Source organism: Streptomyces sp. NPDC028314, from assembly GCF_055565795.1.
Genome location: NZ_JBVHTP010000006.1, coordinates 136,071 through 151,643 on the forward strand (window position 1 = coordinate 136,071; position 15,573 = coordinate 151,643).

General features: G+C 72.9%; 12 protein-coding genes and 1 riboswitch. Of the genes, 10 read left to right on the forward strand and 2 right to left on the reverse strand.

The features are described from left to right. Positions 1 to 169 precede the first annotated feature (169 nt). The 6 genes from hpnE to ACZ4TG_RS16115 all read left to right on the forward strand — a co-directional run bounded on the left by hpnE (position 170) and on the right by ACZ4TG_RS16115 (position 8,131). Positions 170 to 1,543, forward strand: coding sequence for a hydroxysqualene dehydroxylase HpnE (gene hpnE / locus ACZ4TG_RS16090; RefSeq protein ID WP_468162961.1), 1,374 nt, complete (start codon positions 170 to 172; stop codon positions 1,541 to 1,543). A gap of 71 nt (positions 1,544 to 1,614) precedes the next feature. Continuing rightward, positions 1,615 to 2,709: a polyprenyl synthetase family protein gene (locus ACZ4TG_RS16095; protein WP_468162963.1), complete on the forward strand. Its 1,095-nt coding sequence runs from the start codon at positions 1,615 to 1,617 to the stop codon at positions 2,707 to 2,709. Between the two features lie 130 nt (positions 2,710 to 2,839). Beyond that, on the forward strand, positions 2,840 to 4,996 hold the full coding sequence (gene shc, locus ACZ4TG_RS16100; protein WP_468162965.1) for a squalene--hopene cyclase: 2,157 nt from the start codon (positions 2,840 to 2,842) through the stop codon (positions 4,994 to 4,996). Continuing rightward, the gene (locus tag ACZ4TG_RS16105) at positions 4,996 to 5,664 is read left to right on the forward strand and encodes a phosphorylase family protein (RefSeq protein ID WP_468162967.1); all 669 of its coding nucleotides are present in this window, start codon (positions 4,996 to 4,998) and stop codon (positions 5,662 to 5,664) included. Before shc ends, ACZ4TG_RS16105 begins: the two co-directional genes overlap by 1 nt. A 5-nt stretch (positions 5,665 to 5,669) precedes the next feature. Beyond that, the gene (hpnH, locus tag ACZ4TG_RS16110) at positions 5,670 to 6,701 is read left to right on the forward strand and encodes an adenosyl-hopene transferase HpnH (protein ID WP_468162969.1); all 1,032 of its coding nucleotides are present in this window, start codon (positions 5,670 to 5,672) and stop codon (positions 6,699 to 6,701) included. Beyond that, a complete protein-coding gene (locus ACZ4TG_RS16115) occupies positions 6,698 to 8,131 on the forward strand; it encodes an aspartate aminotransferase family protein (protein ID WP_468162971.1) in 1,434 nt (477 codons plus the stop codon). The genes hpnH and ACZ4TG_RS16115 overlap by 4 nt, the downstream gene beginning before the upstream one ends. A 35-nt stretch (positions 8,132 to 8,166) precedes the next feature. Here ACZ4TG_RS16115 and ACZ4TG_RS16120 read toward each other — a convergent pair whose 3' ends face one another. After that, the gene (locus tag ACZ4TG_RS16120; protein ID WP_468162973.1) at positions 8,167 to 8,973 is read right to left on the reverse strand and encodes a tyrosine-protein phosphatase; all 807 of its coding nucleotides are present in this window, start codon (positions 8,971 to 8,973) and stop codon (positions 8,167 to 8,169) included. Positions 8,974 to 9,284: 311 nt separating this feature from the next. Further along, a riboswitch (cyclic di-AMP (ydaO/yuaA leader) is annotated at positions 9,285 to 9,470 on the forward strand. A gap of 4 nt (positions 9,471 to 9,474) precedes the next feature. On the opposite strand from ACZ4TG_RS16120, the gene ACZ4TG_RS16125 reads away from it, so the two are divergent. The 3 genes from ACZ4TG_RS16125 to ACZ4TG_RS16135 all read left to right on the forward strand — a co-directional run bounded on the left by ACZ4TG_RS16125 (position 9,475) and on the right by ACZ4TG_RS16135 (position 12,812). Beyond that, the gene (locus tag ACZ4TG_RS16125; protein ID WP_468162975.1) at positions 9,475 to 10,494 is read left to right on the forward strand and encodes a M23 family metallopeptidase; all 1,020 of its coding nucleotides are present in this window, start codon (positions 9,475 to 9,477) and stop codon (positions 10,492 to 10,494) included. Positions 10,495 to 10,657: 163 nt separating this feature from the next. Next, positions 10,658 to 11,443 (forward strand): SGNH/GDSL hydrolase family protein, encoded by a 786-nt coding sequence (locus ACZ4TG_RS16130; protein ID WP_468162977.1) that lies wholly within the window; start codon positions 10,658 to 10,660, stop codon positions 11,441 to 11,443. A gap of 157 nt (positions 11,444 to 11,600) precedes the next feature. Then, positions 11,601 to 12,812: an MBL fold metallo-hydrolase gene (locus ACZ4TG_RS16135; RefSeq protein ID WP_468162979.1), complete on the forward strand. Its 1,212-nt coding sequence runs from the start codon at positions 11,601 to 11,603 to the stop codon at positions 12,810 to 12,812. A 105-nt stretch (positions 12,813 to 12,917) separates the two neighbouring features. Here ACZ4TG_RS16135 and ACZ4TG_RS16140 read toward each other — a convergent pair whose 3' ends face one another. After that, the gene (locus ACZ4TG_RS16140; protein WP_468162981.1) at positions 12,918 to 13,346 is read right to left on the reverse strand and encodes a nuclear transport factor 2 family protein; all 429 of its coding nucleotides are present in this window, start codon (positions 13,344 to 13,346) and stop codon (positions 12,918 to 12,920) included. Between the two features lie 407 nt (positions 13,347 to 13,753). On the opposite strand from ACZ4TG_RS16140, the gene ACZ4TG_RS16145 reads away from it, so the two are divergent. Further along, on the forward strand, positions 13,754 to 15,544 hold the full coding sequence (locus ACZ4TG_RS16145; RefSeq protein ID WP_468162983.1) for a sensor histidine kinase: 1,791 nt from the start codon (positions 13,754 to 13,756) through the stop codon (positions 15,542 to 15,544). Positions 15,545 to 15,573 lie beyond the last annotated feature (29 nt).

The following is a 15,573-nucleotide window of genomic DNA, read 5'->3' on the forward strand; positions in this document are numbered from 1 at the left end:
CCCCGCGGTACAGCGGCGCCAGGGACACGGACACGAGCGGCAGCGGCACGCGCGAGTGCGCCCGGGCCGGCGCGCCGACCGCGCGGGGAGCAACCCCCGCGCGCGCCGTCGCGTCTGACCAGGGAAAGGCCCGGACCAGCCGGGACCCGAAGGCCACCGGGGAGGACGTATGACCGCCCAGCGCGCGGTGGTCGTCGGAGGCGGCCTGGCCGGTGTCACCACCGCCCTGGAACTCGCCGACGCGGGCCTGCGGGTGACCTTGCTGGAGAGCCGCCCCCGGCTCGGCGGCCTCGCCTTCTCCTTCAAGCGCGGCGAACTGACCGTGGACAACGGCCAGCACGTCTACCTGCGCTGCTGCACCGCCTACCGGTGGTTCCTCGACCGCGTCGACGGAGCCGCCCTCGCGCCCCTCCAGGACCGGCTCGACGTACCGGTGCTCGACGTGGCCCACCCCCGCGGCCCGCGGCTGGGACGGCTGCGCCGCAGCGCCCTGCCGGTACCCCTGCACCTGGCCTCGTCCCTGGCCACCTACCCGCACCTCTCCCTCGCCGAGCGGGCGAGCGTCGGGCGCGCCGCCCTCGCGCTGCGCCGCCTCGACCCCGCCGACCCGGCCCTCGACGGCCTGGACTTCGCGACCTGGCTGGGCCGCTACGGCCAGTCCCCGCGCACCATCGAGGCGCTGTGGGACCTCGTCGGCATCGCCACCCTCAACGCCACCGCCGAACACTCCTCGCTGGGCCTGGCCGCGATGGTCTTCAAGACCGGCCTCCTCTCCGAGAACGGCGCCGCCGACATCGGCTGGGCCAGGGTCCCGCTGGGCGACCTCCACGACACCCTCGCCCGCAAGGCCCTCGACGCGGCCGGAGTGCGCACCGAGCTGCGCACCCGGGTCACCTGCATCTCCCGTACGTCCGGGGGCGACTGGCGTGTGGACACCGAGAGCGAATCGCTCGACGCCGACACCGTCGTACTGGCCGTCCCGCAGCGCGAGGCCCACGGCCTGCTGCCGCCCGGAGCCCTCGCCGACCCGGACAAACTCCTCGACATCGGCACGGCCCCCATCCTCAACGTCCACGTGGTCTACGACCGCAAGGTGCTCAAGCAGCCCTTCTTCGCCGCGCTCGGCACCCCCGTCCAGTGGGTCTTCGACCGCACCGACGCCTCCGGGCTCACCGACGGCGGCCAGTACCTGGCCCTGTCCCAGTCGGTGGCCCAGGCCGACATCGACGAGCCCGTCTCGGTCCTGCGGACCAAGTACCTGCCCGAACTGGAACGGCTGCTGCCCGCGGCACGCGGCGCGAAGGTACGGGACTTCTTCGTCACCCGAGAACGGACCGCCACCTTCGCCCCCACCCCCGGAGTCGGCCGGCTCCGGCCGGGCGCCCGGACCGACACGCCGGGGCTGTTTCTCGCCGGTGCGTGGACGGCCACGGGTTGGCCCGCGACCATGGAGGGCGCCGTGCGCAGCGGACTGAGCGCGGCGCACGCCGCACTCGCCGGGCTCGGCCGCCACCGCGAACACCCCTTGCAGGAGGCGGTATGACGACCAGCGACACCACCACCGCCACAGCGCGCGCAGCACGTACAGCACGTACAGGAACCAGAGGAGAGCCAGTGAACCCGGGGAATCCGGCTGTCGAGAACACGGATGCCAGTGCGGGCACGGCCGGTGGGGAGAAAGCGGACACGCTCGCCCTCCTGGAGCGTGGCCGCGCACTGTCGACGCCCGTGCTCCGCGCCGCCGTAGACCGGCTCGCCGCGCCCATGGACACCGTCGCCGCCTACCACTTCGGCTGGATCGACGCCCAGGGCAACCCGGCGGACGGTGACGGCGGCAAGGCCATCCGCCCGGCCCTCGCCCTGCTCTCCGCCGAGGCCGCGGGCGCCGTGGCCGAGGTCGGCATCCCGGGCGCCGTCGCCGTCGAGCTCGTCCACAACTTCTCGCTGCTGCACGACGACCTGATGGACGGCGACGAACAGCGCCGGCACCGCGACACGGTCTGGAAGGTCCACGGCCCGGCCCTCGCGATCCTCGTCGGTGACGCCCTGTTCGCCCTCGCCAACGAGGTGCTGCTGGAGCTGGGCACCGCCGAGGCCGGCCGCGCCGCGCGCCGGCTGACCACCGCCAGCCGCAAGCTGATCGACGGCCAGGCGCAGGACATCTCGTACGAGCACCGCGAGCGCGTCAGCGTCGAGGAGTGCCTGGAGATGGAGGGCAACAAGACCGGCGCCCTGCTCGCCTGCGCGGTCTCCATCGGCGCCGTCCTCGGCGGCGCGGACGACCGTACGGCCGACAAGCTGGAGGAGTACGGCTACCACCTCGGCCTCGCCTTCCAGGCGGTCGACGACCTGCTCGGCATCTGGGGCGACCCCGAGGCCACCGGCAAGCAGACCTGGAGCGACCTGCGCCAGCGCAAGAAGTCCCTGCCCGTCGTCGCCGCCCTCGCGGCCGGCGGACCGGCGTGCGAGGAACTGGCGGAGCTGCTCGCCGCCGACGCGAAGAGCAACGACTTCGAGAACTTCTCGGAAGAGGAGTTCGCGGCCCGCGCCGCCCTCATCGAAGCCGCCGGCGGCCGCGAGTGGACTGCCGAGGAGGCCCGCCGCCAGCACGCGGTCGCGATCCGCGCGCTCGACGACGTCGACATGCCCCGCAAGGTCCGGGAGCAGCTCGTCGCCCTGGCCGACTTCGTCGTCGTGCGCAAGCGGTGACCGCCACCCGGACGCGGATATGAATCGCGAGTCGCCGGCCGGCGCCGCCACCTGCTAGGCAGCACCTGGCGCGCACCGGCCGACGGCAGACCCCAGCACAGCAGAGGACACTGCAACGTAAGGGGAAGCCATGACAGCGACGACCGACGGCGGTGCGGGTTCCCGCGGTGCCGAACCGGACCAGGGCGCCGCGGCGCACTCGGCGGCCGCCACCGTGGGGCCGCCTGGCCTTGCCGCGGCCGGGGTCCGGGACAGGCCGGGCCCCGGGACACACCCCGGGACAAGCCCCGGGACACACCCCGGGACAAGCCCCGGGACGCACCCCGGCCCGGCCCCGTCCGGGCCCAGGACCCCGGACGGACCCCGCGACGCCCGGGAGGCGGCGGAGCGCGCCGTCCGCCACCTGCTGGACCGCCAGGACCCGGAGGGCTGGTGGAAGGGCGACCTGGAGACCAACGTCACCATGGACGCCGAGGACCTGCTGCTGCGGCAGTTCCTCGGCATCCGGGACGAGGCCACCACCGAGGCCGCCGCCCGGTTCATCCGGGGCGAGCAGGAGAGCGACGGGACCTGGGCCACCTTCCACGGGGGACCGGCCGACCTCTCCGCCACCATCGAGGCGTACGTGGCCCTGCGCCTGGCCGGAGACGCCCCGGACGCCCCGCACATGGCCCGCGCCTCCGCCTGGATCCGGGGCCACGGAGGGATCGCCGCCGCGCGGGTCTTCACCCGCATCTGGCTCGCCCTCTTCGGCTGGTGGAGCTGGGACCACCTCCCCGAACTCCCGCCCGAGCTGGTCTTCCTGCCGCCCTGGGTGCCGCTCAACATCTACGACTTCGGCTGCTGGGCGCGCCAGACCATCGTCCCGCTGACCGTGGTCTCCGCGTTGCGGCCGGTCCGCCCCGGGCCCTTCGCGCTGGACGAGCTGCATGCGGACGCGCGGGTCCCCCATCCCGTCAGGAAGCTCGCCCCGCTGGCCAGTTGGGACGGAGCCTTCCAGCGGATGGACAGGGCCCTGCACGTCTACCGGCGGTTCGCCCCGCACCGCTTGCGCAAGGCCGCCATGGCCGCCGCCGGCCGCTGGATCGTCGAGCGCCAGGAGAACGACGGCTGCTGGGGCGGCATCCAGCCACCCGCCGTCTACTCCGTCATCGCCCTGCACCTGCTCGGTTACGACCTCCGGCACCCCGTGATGCGGGCCGGCCTGGAATCCCTCGACCGGTTCGCCGTCTGGCGCGAGGACGGCGCCCGGATGATCGAGGCCTGCCAGTCCCCGGTCTGGGACACCTGCCTCGCCGCCATCGCACTGGCCGACGCGGGCGTCCGGCCCGACCATCCCGCCCTGGTCAAGGCGGCCGACTGGATGCTCGGCGAGGAGATCACCCGGAGCGGGGACTGGGCCGTACGGCGCCCCCAACTCGCCCCCGGAGGCTGGGCGTTCGAGTTCCACAACGACAACTACCCCGATATCGACGACACCGCCGAGGTGGTCCTGGCCCTGCGCCGGATCCGCCACCCGGAGCCCGCGAAGGTCGAGGCGGCCATCGCCCGCGGCGTCTCCTGGACCCTGGGCATGCAGTCGAAGAACGGCGCCTGGGGCGCCTTCGACGCCGACAACACCAGCCCCTTCCCGAACAGGCTCCCCTTCTGCGACTTCGGGGAGGTCATCGACCCGCCGTCGGCGGACGTCACCGCGCACGTGGTGGAGATGCTCGCCGTCGAGGGCAGAGCGGCCGACCCGCGGACCCGGCGCGGCATCGAATGGCTGCTCGCCGAACAGGAGCCGGAGGGCGCCTGGTTCGGCCGCTGGGGCACCAACTACGTCTACGGCACCGGGTCGGTGATCCCCGCCCTGACGGCCGCCGGCATCGCTCCCGCGCACCCCTCGGTCCGGCGGGCCGTGGGCTGGCTGGAATCCGTACAGAACGAGGACGGCGGCTGGGGCGAGGACCAGCGCTCCTACCACGACCCGTCCTGGGCCGGCAAAGGCACCTCCACCCCCTCGCAGACCGCCTGGGCCCTGATGGCGCTGCTGTCGGCCGGCGAGCGCGAGGCCAAGGCCGTCGAACGGGGCATCGCGTACCTGGTCCGGACACAGGAGGCGGACGGCTCCTGGGACGAGCCCTACTTCACCGGGACCGGCTTCCCCTGGGACTTCTCCATCAACTACCACCTGTACCGGCAGGTGTTCCCGATCACCGCTCTCGGCCGCTACCTGTACGGAGAACCGTTCGGCCCCGACGGCAGGCCCCGCGACCAGGCGGCCGCCCCGGCGGAGGAGACCTGATGGCGGCCGGCCGGCCCGCCGGGGCCGCGCCCCCGCTGCTGGTCGCCTGCGCCCTGCGCATCGAACAGGCCGCCCTGCGCAGCGGGGGCGAGCGCGGCTCGCCCGAGGCGTACACCGTCCTGCGCACCGGGATGGGCCCGCGCGCCGCCGACGCGGCCGTGGGCGGCGCGCTCGCCGAGCCCGGGATGGAAGGGGCCGCCGTGCTGGCCACCGGCTTCTGCGCCGGGCTCCTCCCCGGTATGAACCCGGGCGACCTCGTCGTCGCCGAGGAGACCCGCGACCCCCGCGGCACCGTCGCCTGCGAGGGGACCGCCCTGCTCGCCGAGGCACTGGCCAGGGCCGCACCCGGCCGGACCGTGCACCTCGGCGCACTGACCGGGTCCGACCACGTCGTGCGCGGCCAGGAGCGCGCGCAGCTGCGCGCCACCGGCGCGATCGCCGTCGACATGGAATCGGCGGCCACCTTGTGGACCGCGAGCCGCGGCGGGGGCGCCGAACCCGGGGCGGGACGCCCTGTTGCGGCCGTCCGGGTGATCGTGGACGCTCCGGAGCATGAGCTCGTCCGTATCGGCACGGTGCGCGGAGGAATATCGGCCTTCCGCGTGTTGCGTGCCCTACAGCCCGCGTTTTATGACTGGCACCGTTCTTTGCTGCTCCCCAGGAGGTGAGCCAGATGGCCATGCCGTTGCGACAGTCCATCAGGGTCGGGACCTATCTTCTCGAACAGAAGCTCCGCAAGCGTGAGAAGTTCCCGCTGATCGTCGAGCTGGAGCCGCTCTACGCCTGCAATCTGGCCTGCGAGGGGTGCGGGAAGATCCAGCACCCGGCCGGAGTCCTCAAGCAGCGCATGCCGGTCGCCCAGGCGGTCGGGGCCGTGCTGGAGTCCGGGGCGCCCATGGTCTCCATCGCGGGTGGCGAGCCCTTGATGCACCCGCAGATCGACGAGATCGTGCGCCAGCTGGTGGCGAAGCGGAAATACGTCTTCCTCTGCACCAACGCGATGCTGCTCCGCAAGAAGATCGAGAAGTTCACCCCGTCCCCGTACTTCGCCTTCGCCGTGCACATCGACGGCCTGCGCGAACGGCACGACGAGTCCGTGGCCAAGGAAGGCGTCTTCGACGAGGCCGTGGCCGCCATCAAGGAGGCGAAGAGGCGCGGTTTCCGGGTCACCACGAACTCCACCTTCTTCAACACCGACACCCCCCAGACGATCATCGAGGTGCTGAACTACCTCAATGACGACCTCCAGGTCGACGAGATGATGATCTCGCCCGCCTACGCCTACGAAAAGGCACCTGACCAGGAACACTTCCTCGGTGTCGAACAGACTCGCGAACTCTTCAAGAAGGCCTTCGCGGGCGGCAACCGGCGGCGCTGGCGGCTCAACCACTCCCCGCTCTTCCTGGACTTCCTGGAGGGCAAGGCGGATTTCCCCTGCACCGCCTGGGCCATTCCGAATTACTCCCTCTTCGGCTGGCAGCGCCCCTGCTATCTGATGAGCGACGGGTACGTGCCCACGTACCGGGAACTGATCAACGACACCGACTGGAGCAAGTACGGCCGCGGGAAGGACCCGCGCTGCGCGAACTGCATGGCGCACTGCGGCTACGAGCCCACCGCCGTCCTCGCCACCATGGGCTCGCTCAAGGAGTCCCTGCGCGCGGCCCGGGAGACGATCGGCGGCAACCGGGACGCGTCGGCGTGAGCGCCGGCCACGAGGGCCGGGCGGGGGAGGCGGACGGGCGCGGCCGCGGCAAGGGCTTCGACCTCGGCGCCCTGCTGGCCGAACGCGGCGGGGAGCGGTACGAGCTGCACGCCCGCCACCTCAACCACCAGCTGCCGCGGATGCTGCACACCATCGGCTTCGACAAGGTCTACGAGCGGGCCGAAGGGGCCCACTTCTGGGACGCCGAGGGCAACGACTACCTCGACATGCTCGCCGGGTTCGGAGTGATGGGCCTGGGCCGGCACCACCCGGTGGTCCGGCGCGCCCTGCACGACGTCCTCGACGCCCAGCTCGCCGACCTCACCCGCTTCGACTGCCAGCCGCTGCCCGGGCTGCTGGCCGAGAAGCTGCTGTCGTACAGCCCCCACCTGGACCGGGTCTTCTTCGGCAACAGCGGCACCGAGGCAGTGGAGACGGCCCTGAAGTTCGCCCGGTACGCCACCGGGCGCCCCAGGGTCCTCTACTGCGACCACGCCTTCCACGGGCTCACCACCGGCTCCCTCTCGGTCAACGGGGAAGGCGGCTTCCGGGACGGCTTCGCCCCGCTGCTGCCCGACACGAAGATCGCGCTCGGCGACCTGGCCGCCCTGGAGCGGGAGCTGCGGCGCGGTGACGTGGCCGCCTTCGTGGTCGAGCCGATCCAGGGCAAGGGCGTCCTCGCCGCCCCGCCGGGGTTCCTGCTCGCAGCGCAGGAGCTGCTGCGCCGGCACAAGGCGCTGCTGATCGCGGACGAGGTGCAGACCGGCCTCGGACGTACCGGCGACTTCTACGCGTACCAGAACGAACCCGGCGTGGAGCCGGACCTGGTGTGCGTGGCCAAGGCACTCTCCGGGGGCTACGTGCCCGTCGGCGCCACCCTGGGCAAGGACTGGATCTTCAAGAAGGTCTACTCGTCGATGGACCGGGTGCTGGTGCACTCCGCGAGCTTCGGTTCCAACGCGCAGGCCATGGCGGCCGGCCTCGCGGTCCTCTCGGTGATGGACGACGAAGGGGTGGTGGCCAACGCCCGCGCGATGGGCGACCTGCTGCGCGGGCGGCTCGCCGCCCTGGTCGACGAGTACGAGCTGCTGCACGAGGTGCGGGGCCGCGGGCTGATGATCGGCATCGAGTTCGGCCGGCCGTCCTCGCTCGGGCTCCGCAGCCGGTGGACCATGCTCCAGGCCGCCCGCAAGGGGCTCTTCGCGCAGATGGTCGTGGTGCCGCTGCTCCAGAAGCACCGGATCCTCACGCAGGTCTCCGGTGACCACCTGGAGGTCATCAAGCTCATTCCGCCGCTGATCGTGGACGAGCGGGACGTCGACCGGTTCGTGGGCGCCTTCCGCGAGGTCATGGACGAGGCGCACGGCGGGGGCGCGCTGATGTGGGACTTCGGCAGGACCCTCGTGAAGCAGGCCGTCGGCAACCGCTGACGGCCTGCTCCGGGCAGGATCCGAAGGAGACGGCCCTAGGCGAGGAGCCGGTTCCGCAGCCGGTCGAGGGTCTCGGGCGTCAGCCCGAGGCCCTCCGCCAGGTAGGGCTCCACCCCGCCCCAGGTCTCGTCGATCGTTTCGAAGGCCGCGACGAGGTAGTCGGCGCGGGCGTCGAAGAGCGGGGCGAGCAGTTCCATCACCTCGGGGGAGCGGGCCTCGGGCGCGTCGCTGCCGCGGCGTACCCGGTACCGGTTGTGCGGGGCGTTGGACTCCAGGTAGTCGGCGACGATCGCCTCGCGCTCCACGCCCAGGGCGAGGAGGGTCACGGCGACCGACAGGCCGGCCCGGTCCTTGCCGGCCGCGCAGTGCATCAGGGCCGGGACGCTGTCCTCGGCGAGGGCGTGCACGACCCGGCTGTGCTCGGAGGTCCGCTCCCGGATGATCACGCGGTACGAGTTCGCCATCCGGGTGGCGGCCTTCCCGTCGCCCAGGAGGGTGCGCAGTTGGCCGAGATCGCCGTCGCGGACCATTTTCCAGAACTCCCGGCCGTCGGCCGGATCCGAGAGCGGAATGTTCAGGTTCCGGACACCGGGCAGTTCCACATCCGGGCCCTCCAGTGCGTGATCGGCATCGTTGCGGAAGTCGAAGACGGTGTGGAGGCCGAGCGATCCGAGGAACTCTGCATCGGTTTCGGTGGCATGTGCCAGATGTCCGCTTCGGAAGAGTCGTCCTGACCTGACCCTCCGTCCGTCGGCGGTCGGCAGCCCGCCCACGTCACGGAAGTTGCGCACACCGGACAGTTCGGGCGCCGCTGACGGGGTCTGGGGTATCTGCTGGGTCAAGGGGGCTCCTCCGTGTCGTCGTGGCGTGTCCGAATTGCACTGCTTGGGAACAACTTGCCATAAAGGGAGGCGAGATCGCGCCAGGCCCCGTGAGCCAGATCATACGGTGACCGTGCGTGCCTGATCGCGAAAGACGAATTGCCCTGTGGCGGCGGTTGTTGCTGGTCCGGAATGGACGGAGGGTGACGGGAATTCCGTCGATCCCTCATGCCTGCGATTCCGTCAGGGAATTCGCGGCTTGTTGTGTGCGGCCGTACTGGATTACCTTCGCGATCGATCCGGGTGGACCGCCTAATCCTGCCGCCGCCCGGGAACCGCACCCGACTATTCACGCGCGCGGCAGGAGCGGGGGAACCAGGTAAGCCGCCGTTCCGGATCATGTCTCCGGACGGCTCGGGGTGAAGCCGTACACCCGTCGTCGAGGCCGACGCCGAGGTACGGCCGGACATCTCCAGTCCGAACCCGACAGCTCACCTCGCAGGCGACGGAGAGGAATTCGCCATGCCTGCAAAGGGTAAGCACCGCCGTCCGAAGTCCCGTTCGATATCCCGCGGGTTCGCCGTCGCGGGCACCGGAGGCGCGGCGCTCGCCCTGCCGCTGATGGGTGCCGCGGGAGCCCACGCCGCCGCTCCGGCCGCGGCCCCGGCCGTCGCCCCCGCCGCTTCGGTCCCGCAGGCGGCGCAGCCTCCGGCTTCCCTCCAGGCGGCGCCCGCCGCCGCGCAGGCCGCCCCGACCCTCTACACGGTCGTGCCGGGCGACTACCTCTCGAAGATCGCCGCCGAGCGCCACCTGTCCGGCGGCTGGGAGCAGCTGTACGCCGACAACCGCGACGCCGTCGGCACCGACCCCTCCCTGATCCACCCGGGCCTGAAGCTGACCCTGGGCGCGCCGGGCGAGGCCGCGCCGACGCGGCCCGCGCCCGCCGAGTCCGCCCCGGCTCCCGCCCCCGCTCCCGCTCCCGCCAAGAAGGCCCGTACCGCCCCGAAGCCGGCCGAGCGTTCCTCCAGCGCCGATCAGGGTTCCTCCGAGGCGGGCTCCGGTGGCGACTCCGCCGCGGGGACGTCCGGCGGCTCGCAGCAGCAGAGCGGCAAGACCTCCGGGGGCGCCTCCACGGGCACCGGATTCGTGGCCCCGGTCAGCGGCGGGATCTCCACCCAGTACAAGACCGCCGGCGCCATGTGGTCTTCCGGTTACCACACCGGTGTCGACTTCATCGCGAGCACCGGCACCACCGTCAAGGCCGTCGGCGCGGGCACCGTGGTCTCCGCCGGCTGGGGCGGCGCGTACGGCAACGAGGTCGTGATCCGGCACGCGGACGGCAAGTACTCGCAGTACGGCCACCTGTCCCAGCTCTCCGTCTCGGTCGGCCAGAGCGTCACCGGCGGACAGCGCATCGGGCTCTCCGGCGCCACCGGCAACGTGACCGGCCCGCACCTCCACTTCGAGATCCGCACGGGCCCGTCGTACGGCTCGGACATCAGCCCGCTGAGCTACCTGCGCTCGAAGGGCGTCAGCATCTGACGCACCGCCCGCAGGAGCGGGGACACGCGTGAGGCCGGGACCCGAGGGGGGTCCCGGCCTCACGCGTTCCTTATTCCGCATGTGCATGGTGGGATAGATCACGGTCCGTCAACCCCTCATTACGTTGGCGTAGGTTGCGTACGGGGGTGAAGGATGTGGTGCTGTGGCAGCGACGACGACGACACTCAAGACCATCGGCTCGTACGCGGCGATCGGGGACAGCTTCACCGAGGGCGTAGGGGACCCGGGACCCGGGGATTCGTACCTCGGCTGGGCGGACCGGCTGGCCGTACTCCTGGCCGATCAGCGGGCGGAACACGATTTCCGGTACGCGAACCTGGCGGTGCGGGGGAAGCTCCTCGACCAGATCGTGGCCGAGCAGGTACCCAGGGCCAAGGCCCTCGCACCTGACCTGGTCACCTTCTGCGCGGGTGGCAACGACATCATCCGGCCCGGCAGCGACCCGGACGACGTGGCGGAGCGGTTCGAGGCGGCCGTGGCCGACCTCGCCGGCGCCGTCGGCCTGGTCATGATCACCACGGGGTTCGACACCCGGGGCGTGCCGGTCCTCAAGCACCTCCGGGGCAAGGTGGCCACGTACAGCGCACACGTGCGCGCCATCGCCGACCGGTACGGCTGCCCGGTGCTCGACCTCTGGTCGCTGAAGTCCGTACAGGACCGCCGCGCCTGGGACGGCGACCGGCTGCACCTCTCGCCCGAGGGGCACACCCGGGTCGCGCTGCGCGCCGCGCAGGTGCTCGGCCTGGACGTGCCGACCGACCCGGACCAGCCGTGGCCGCCGGAGCGTCCGCGCGGATCCGTGGACGTGACCCGGGACAACATCCAGTGGGCCCGCGAACACCTGGTCCCGTGGATCGGGCGGCGGCTGCGCGGGGAGTCCTCCGGGGACCACGTCGAGGCGAAGCGGCCCGACCTGATGCCGCTGTAGGCCGCACGGCGCGCCGGGCCGGGGGGCCGGGCGGCGACACGTCGGGGGCGACACGCCGGGCGGATCGGTGGCCGGAAGCGGAATCCTTCGGGGGTGGTGTGCGTTGGGATGGTCGTAGACGTACGACCGTCCTGCCCCCATCCTCCCAGGAGGCGCCTTGACCGGCTCCCGTCCCCTGCGTCCCCGGCTGCGCGCCCTGCGGCCCGAAGCCTTCGGCGCGGACCCGTCCGGCGCCCGGATGGAGCGGATCCGCCGCTCGCCGAACTTCGCCGACGGCGTCTTCCAGAACCCGGTCGGCGCCCGCACCAGGCCCTCCGGGTCGATGGTGGAGTTCGCCAAGATCTACTTCCACAAGGAGCAGCGGGTCCGGCGCAGCCCGGCCGGCCCGATCCCGGTGTACCCGACCACCCTCGCCGAGCTGGCCAAGCCGCCGGTCAGCGGTCTGCGCCTGACCTGGATGGGCCACTCCAGCGTGCTCGCGGAGATCGACGGCCGCCGGGTGCTCTTCGATCCGGTGTGGGGAGAGCGCTGCTCTCCCTTCCCCTTCGCCGGCCCCAAGCGGCTGCACCCCGTGCCCGTACCGCTGGCCTCGCTGGGTGATGTGGACGTCGTGGTGATCTCCCACGACCACTACGACCACCTCGACCTCCCGACCATCAAGGCCCTGGCCGGTACGGACACCGTCTTCGCCGTCCCGCTGGGAGTCGGCGCGCACCTGGAGCGCTGGGGCGTGCCGGCCGGCCGGATCCGCGAGCTGGACTGGAACGAGAGCACCGAGGTCGCCGGGCTGTCGCTGACGGCCACCCCCGCCCGCCACTTCTGCGGCCGGGGCCTGCGCAACCAGCAGTTCACCCTGTGGGCCTCCTGGGTCGTCGAGGGCGAGGCGCACCGGATCTACCACAGCGGGGACACCGGCTACTTCCCCGGCTTCAAGGAGATCGGCGCCGCGCACGGTCCCTTCGACGCCACGATGATCCAGATCGGCGCCTACTCCGAATACTGGAGCGACATCCACATGACCCCGGAGGAGGGCATGCGCGCCCACCTCGACCTCCAGGGCGGCATTCCGCACGGCACGATGCTGCCGATCCACTGGGGCACCTTCAACCTGGCCCTGCATCCGTGGGACGAGCCGGGCGAGGGCACCGTGGCCGCGGCCGAGGGAGCCGGGGCCGCCGTCGCCCTGCCGGTACCGGGCCAGCCGTTCGAGCCGGGCGCCGCCGACACCCCGGCCCAGCCGTGGTGGCGGCCCTTCGTCGCCGCCGAACCGGCTTCCGCCCCGCGCAGCGCAGCCGCGCCGGCGGCGTCCCCGCGGCCCGCCCGGGCCCCGGCCGGACAGGAGGAGCCGGAGGCGGCGGTCGGCTCGTAGGACTGCGACTGCGACTGCGACCGTGACCGCGACTGCGACCGTGACCTCGACCGTGACCGCGGATCGCGCGTACTCCTGCGCGCCATCCGAAGTCGCGGGAGGGGTCTACCGGTAGAAGGTCCGACCGCCGACACCGGAGGAAACCGACCAGACCTCGCTGATCAGGCCGCCGGAGACCCTGAGGGTGTCGGTCCCGCTCCTGGCGACGGTCCGGCCGTCCTCGGCCGTGAAGCTCGCTGCATAGGGACGGGCCACCAAGCCGGTCGGTACGCCGCCGGCCGGTATCAGGTCCACCACCGCCGTACCCTCCGCCGCGAAACGGAGGCCGCGGTGGCTCTTGTGCCAGGCCGCGATGATGTCGGCGAGCTGCTGCGGAGTACGGGCATCGTCGAACGCCTCCGTACCCGCCTGGGCATAGCGCAGGGTGAATTCCGGAGCCATGATCTCTTCGGCGAGGTGCACATCGCCGTTCCACATCGCCGTCCACCGGTCGTAGATGCGGACCCCTAACCTCCGCACGTCGTTTCCGCTCATCAGCGTCTCCCTCTCCCTCTTCGGACTCAAGGCGTGCGTGACGCTAGCAAGGGGGACTGACAACCGGCCGTCGTCCGGCCCGGCGCCCTCGGCCCGGGCCCGCCGTCCGGCGGGGCGGCTCCGGGGTGTGGCGGAGGCGGCTCCGGGGTGTGGCGGGGGCGGCTCCGGGGTGTGGCGGGGGCGCGGGCGCGCGCCCGGACGGCGTACGCCGCGTGCTGCCCTGGCGTACGCGCTCCCCGCGCATTCGGGCTCCCGTACGAGCGCTCCATCGGAAGCGGGAAGCACCCCGGCGAAGTTCCCCAACTGCCCGTCCGGGGCGGGAGCGTGCGGTCTAGCGTGGGTATCCGGTGATCAACACCGGGCCTTGGCAGTGCCGGGGGCCCGGGCCCCACGTACCGAGGACGCCGATGTCCGGACTCCGCGCCGCCCGCCACTCCCCGTCGAGACACGCCGTCACCGGTCCCGTCCGGCAGATACGCCCCCAGCTGGTCCGCGCCGCCCTGCTGCCCACGCTCGCCGCCGCACTGAGCGGCGCCGCCGCGGTGATCTTCACCCTCCAGCTCGGCGGAGGCGCCGGCGAGCGGGACGCCCGGCTCTGGCCGGTGCTCACCGGCTGCGCCCTGCTCGTGATCGGCGCGCTGGCCGCCGCCCTGCTCGGCGCCCAGCGCGCGGCGAAGTCCGTCCGCGACCGCTGCGAGGCCCTGCGCCGGTCCAGTGTGCGGGGCCGCCAGGAGCTGCGCACCGCCGCCGACCGGCTGGAGCGGGGCGAGGCCCCGGGCCGGCCCGTGCGCGGCGGCCCGAGCGGGCCGCCGCCCGGAACCGACCCGGCCGGGGTGGACGAGTTCTGGCTGCTGTCCCAGGAGCTGCGCGGCGCCCGGGAACAGGCGTACACCACCCTCGTCCGGCTGGCCGGACCGCTCCCCCCGTCCGACAGCGAGCGCAAGGTCGAGGTGTTCGTCAACCTGGCGCGCCGGCTCCAGTCCCTGGTGCACCGCGAGATCTCGCTGCTCGACGAGCTGGAAGACACCGTCGAGGACCCCGACCTGCTCAGGGAGCTCTTCCACGTCGACCACCTCGCCACCCGGATCCGCCGGCACGCCGAGAACCTCGCCGTGCTCGGCGGAGCCGCCTCCCGGCGCCAGTGGACCCGGCCCATCGACCTGAGCGAGGTCCTGCGGTCCTCGGTCGCGGAGGTCGAGCAGTACACGCGGGTCAAGGTGGTGCCCCCGGCGGGCGGCACCGTACGCGGCCACGCCGTCGCCGACGTCGTGCACCTGCTGGCCGAACTCATCGAGAACGCCACCGTCTTCTCCGCCCCCGACACCGACGTAGTGGTGCGCGCCGAGCGGGTCACGGCCGGCATCGCGGTCGAGGTGGAGGACCGGGGGCTCGGCATGCCGCCCGGGGAACAGCACCGGATGAACGCCCTGCTCGGCGATCCCGACCAGATCAGCGTCCGGCATCTGCTGGAGGACGGCCGGATCGGCCTGTTCGTGGTCTCGGCGCTGGCCCGGCGGCACGGGATCGCCGTCGAGCTCAAGTCCAACATCTACGGCGGGGTGCTCGCCGTGCTCGTCCTGCCGCAGGAGCTGCTGGGCGCGGAGGCGCCGAACGCGGCCGACGTGCCGACGGGTTCGCGGACCGCCTCGTGGGGGCCCGGTGAGGCGGGCGCGATGCCGCCGCTGGAGCCCGTGCGGTTCGTGCCGTCGCCGTCGCCGTCGCCGTCGCCGTCGTGGCGGCCGGAGCCGGCGGGCGGGAGTCCGACCGTGCCCGCCTGGGCGGATTCCGTGCCGGGCACGGACGCTCGTACGGAAGCGGCGGCGCGGCCGGCGGGGCCCGCACCGGTGCCGGAGCCGGTGGTCGTCTCCGAGCCGGTGGTCGTCTCCGAGCCGGTACATGTCCCCGAACCGGTGGATGTTCCCGAGCCCGCGCCGGTGTACGGCCCGGTGGTCGAGCCCGGGGTGTACGGCCCGGTGTCCGAGCCCGGGCCCGGCCCGGTGTTCGTCCCCGCCGCCCGGGAGGACGCGGACCGGCCGCCGCTGCCCCGGCGCCGGGCGCAGCAGCACCTCGCCGACGAACTGCGCGAGGCCCCTGCCCCGCGGCACGCGTCGGAAGCCGACCAGCCCGTGCACGACCCCGGCCTGATGGCGGCCTTCCAACGGGGCTTCGGCCTCGCCCAGTCGGAGCACCAGGCATGACGCCGACCCCGACCCCCATCCCCCTCCCC